5 protein-coding genes and 1 pseudogene are annotated in these 3,484 nt (G+C 55.1%); 4 read left to right on the forward strand and 2 right to left on the reverse strand.

Going from position 1 to position 3,484, the window contains the following annotated elements; all coding sequences use genetic code 11:
- Both ACJHW7_RS25180 and ACJHW7_RS25185 read right to left on the reverse strand, forming a co-directional pair.
- Window positions 1-363 (reverse strand): hypothetical protein (locus tag ACJHW7_RS25180; RefSeq protein ID WP_249926544.1); only part of this gene is annotated, 363 nt, incomplete at its 3' end.
- Window positions 364-1,066: 703 nt separating this feature from the next.
- Window positions 1,067-1,258: a Rop family plasmid primer RNA-binding protein gene (locus tag ACJHW7_RS25185; protein ID WP_062914769.1), complete on the reverse strand. Its 192-nt coding sequence runs from the start codon at window positions 1,256-1,258 to the stop codon at window positions 1,067-1,069.
- 63 nt (window positions 1,259-1,321) lie between these two features.
- Here ACJHW7_RS25185 and ACJHW7_RS25190 point away from each other — a divergent pair, with 63 nt between their 5' ends.
- The 4 genes and pseudogenes from ACJHW7_RS25190 (at window position 1,322) to ACJHW7_RS25205 (ending at window position 3,123) form a co-directional block, all read left to right on the forward strand.
- Complete coding sequence (locus tag ACJHW7_RS25190) at window positions 1,322-1,645, forward strand: MobC family plasmid mobilization relaxosome protein (protein WP_001696562.1); 324 nt, start codon at window positions 1,322-1,324, stop codon at window positions 1,643-1,645.
- Window positions 1,635-1,952 (forward strand): annotated as a pseudogene (locus tag ACJHW7_RS25195) (nuclease); the annotation flags it as partial. The gene ACJHW7_RS25190 and the pseudogene ACJHW7_RS25195, both read left to right, overlap by 11 nt.
- A gap of 370 nt (window positions 1,953-2,322) precedes the next feature.
- The gene (locus ACJHW7_RS25200; RefSeq protein ID WP_000067487.1) at window positions 2,323-2,883 is read left to right on the forward strand and encodes an MbeB family mobilization protein; all 561 of its coding nucleotides are present in this window, start codon (window positions 2,323-2,325) and stop codon (window positions 2,881-2,883) included.
- Window positions 2,884-2,889: 6 nt separating this feature from the next.
- Entirely contained in the window at window positions 2,890-3,123 is a 234-nt protein-coding gene (locus ACJHW7_RS25205; RefSeq protein ID WP_000137389.1) for an MbeD family mobilization/exclusion protein, read from the forward strand.
- Window positions 3,124-3,484 lie beyond the last annotated feature (361 nt).

Below are 3,484 nucleotides of genomic sequence, written 5' to 3' on the forward strand. Positions count from 1 at the left end.
GCGTAAAGACGTGAAAAATCTCGTTATTGCACTTGCGATCTTTCGTCGGTGGGCGTAGAACGAAAACAGCTCGCCAGGAAGGCGAGCTGTTTCGGGTTCATTGAGGTCTCTGACCTCCTCAATGTTCCTGTGGAAACTGTTGAGATCCACAACAGAAACCAGTTCATTCAGTTTGCATGAGCCTTCTGTATTCTTCAAGAGTTTTTCAACAGCACAGTCTCCCAGGAACCCCGAAAAAAACCTGTTTTTGCAGATACTTGCGTATTTGCGAGAATCGTTTGCGGTTGGGGGAGCTGTGACGACGGCGACCGCACGCGTGAGAGTTCCGCTACCGGCGCAGAGAGTTTCATCGACAGCGGACACCTGATGAGTTGCCACAAAAACCGTATGTAGCGCGGCTAGATTGGTTGAGTTAGACCTTGGCGGCAGTTCCCGGTATGTGGTGGCGTGACGGGTGAGATGGTGCGGCGAAGACGCATACGTCACGCAGGCGCGGGTTCTTCCACTGACGCGCCCCGTGATCGATGGCCTTGGCTCCGTCCGGCATATCGAGAGCGGCAAACTACCCGTCCCTTCACTGGGAGGGGTGAGTTGTTGCCGTTCCCTCCGACCTTCCACCATCCAGCATATCGCACGATCCCATGTGCACCGCTACTCCTGATAACTCCAGTGCAAAAAAAAAAACGGATCTGCATCACAACGAGAGTGATCCCACCGCTCGCCGCAGCCCCAGCGACCGAACGTAGTGAGCGAGTGGGCGAGGAAGCGGAAGAGTCACAGAGGCAAGCATTGTGCACTTACGCGCCTGTGCCAGTGTCCGCGTGTGTGTTGTTTATCGGGCGCGCTGTTTTTACGCATCTGTGCGGCTTTTTACTCCTGACATGGTGCACTTCCCATCCACTCTGCACCGATGCAAAATGAGGAAAGCCAGTATACACATCGCTATCGCTCTGTGAACTGGGTCAGGGCTGCGCCCCGACACCCGCACTGACGCGCCCTGGCGGGCTTGTCTGCTCCCGGCATCCGCTCACAGGCAAGCTGTGAACGTCTCCGGGAGCTGCATGTTTCAGTTGCTTTCACCGTCATCGCCGAAGCGTGCGAGGCAACTGCGGTAGAGTTCGTCGGCGTGGTCGTGAAGTGATTCGCAGATGTCTGCCTGTTCGTCCGCGTCCAGATCGTTGAGTTTTTCCAGCAGGGTTAGCGTCTGGTTTCTGATAAAGCGAGCCATGTTAAGGGCTGTTTTTTCCTGTTTGGTCATGGTCTTAAGGCTCCTTGTATGGGGGATTTGTTAGGGGGAATGATACCGATGAAACGCGAGAAGATGCTCACGATACGGGTTACCGATGAGGAGCACGCCCGGTTACTGGAACGCTGCGAGGGTAAACGACTGGCGGAATGGATGCGGCGGGTCTGTCTGGGGGAGCCGGTTGCACGCACAGGAAAACTGCCGACACTGGCACCGCCATTGCTGCGGCATCTGGCTGCCATCGGGAACAACCTGAACCAGACAGCCCGGAAGGTGAACAGCGGCCAGTGGTCTTCGATTGACCGGGTTCATGTGGTGGCCGCACTGATGGCCATCGAGGGTGAATTGCGCCAGTTGCGGCAGGCTGTCAGGGAACAGGGGGTACGGGATGATAGTTAAATTTCATGCCAGGGGGAAAGGCGGTGGAAGTGGCCCGGTCGATTACCTGCTGGGGCGGGAGCGTAACCGCGAAGGCGCAACGGTGCTCCGGGGTAACCCGGAAGAAGTGCGGGAACTCATTGATTCCACGCCATTTTCGAAGAAATACACGTCAGGCGTTCTGTCGTTCGCGGAGAAGGAGCTACCACCGGGTGAACGCGAAAGAGTGATGACGAGCTTTGAGCGTGTTCTTATGCCCGGTCTCGAAAAAGACCAGTACAGCATTCTCTGGGTGGAACACCAGGATAAGGGGCGGCTCGAACTGAATTTTGTCATCCCGAACATGGAGCTACAGAGCGGTAAGCGCCTCCAGCCGTACTACGACCGTGCGGACAGGCCGAGGATAAATGCCTGGCAGACGCTGGTTAATCATCATTACGGGCTGCGTGACCCGAACGCACCGGAGAACAGACGGACGCTTGTCACGCCAAATAATCTGCCAAAAGCGAAACAGGAGGCCGCAGAAGCGATTACACGGGGTCTTGAGGCTCTTTACCATGCCGGAGCAATAAAAACGCGTCAGGATGTCACAGAGGCGCTTACAGCGGCAGGTTTTGAGGTGGTGAGGACAACCAAAAGCAGCATCAGTATTGCCGACCCGGAGGGGGGGCGGAATCTCAGGCTAAAGGGGGCGCTGTATGAGCAATCTTTTACAAATGGGAACAGACTTCGAGAAGAAACTGAAAGAGCGAGCCGCTTCTACCGAGAACATGCTGAACAGCGAGTTCAGGAAGCTCGAAGAGTCTGTAGACAAGGCATTGAGCTTAAACAGGCAGAAAATCAGAGACGCTATCAGCGAACATACAACATCCGTGAAAAAGCAACTGGATACGCTGAGCACCACCGTGAGCATGCAGTTCAGCACCACAGAGGCCGAACTGTCCCGGCAGCAGAAAAAACTGCTCTGGCGGGTGATCAAAGGGCGGATACTGTTTCCGGCGCTGACCGCGCTCAGCGTCACGGGCGGGATTTTCCTGGGGTGCTGGGGGCTGATGGAGTGGCAGGAAAGCAAGATTGCGAAAAATATCCTGACTATCAGAGAGCAGGAAAACACGCTGGCGAAACTCGAGGCAAAAACCTGGGGGGTGACGTTCGTCAATGGCGAGAACGGGAAATTTCTGGTGTTGCCGGACGGGGTGAAAGGGGAAAACACCTGGACGGTGGGCGACAAGAACGCCGTGAGGCTGGTCAGGGAGTAAACGAGTATGACGGAACTGGAAGGGCATTTGCTGAACGCCTTAGAGCATTTGCAACAGGACTATATGCGGCGGCTGAACGAGTGGGAGAGCGCCTTCGCGGAATTGCAGAAGATGCACGAGGTTACGCAACGGAACAACGCGATACTGAACGAGCGCGTCGTGATATTGAGTCAGCAGGTGCAGAGATTAGCCGGGCAAGTGGATCGCTTGAGTCGGTTATTTATCGCGAACAACAGCTAAGGGATGAACAGGAGCGTGCCCGGTACAGACATGAGGTACAGGAACGCGCGGCACGGGTTCGGAGTGGGCCATCAATGGAGATGTGACCGGAGAAGTGACGAAATCTTGCCATTTTGACCCGTTCGACGGCTGGGGCGAGCGAAACAAATCGTGTGCCGTATTTGTGCATAGCTATGCAACATCCTGAAAACGCATTTCACGCGTTTTTGGGGATTCAGCCAGGGGAAAACATGGTTTTTTTACTTTTTGAGCGTAAAGACGTGAAAAATCTCGTTATTGCACTTGCGATCTTTCGTCGGTGGGCGTAGAACGAAAACAGCTCGCCAGGAAGGCGAGCTGTTTCGGGTTCATTGAGGTCTCT

Origin of the sequence: Escherichia sp. WS1152, assembly GCF_046487665.1 — a bacterium.
Classification (GTDB): domain Bacteria; phylum Pseudomonadota; class Gammaproteobacteria; order Enterobacterales; family Enterobacteriaceae; genus Escherichia; species Escherichia coli.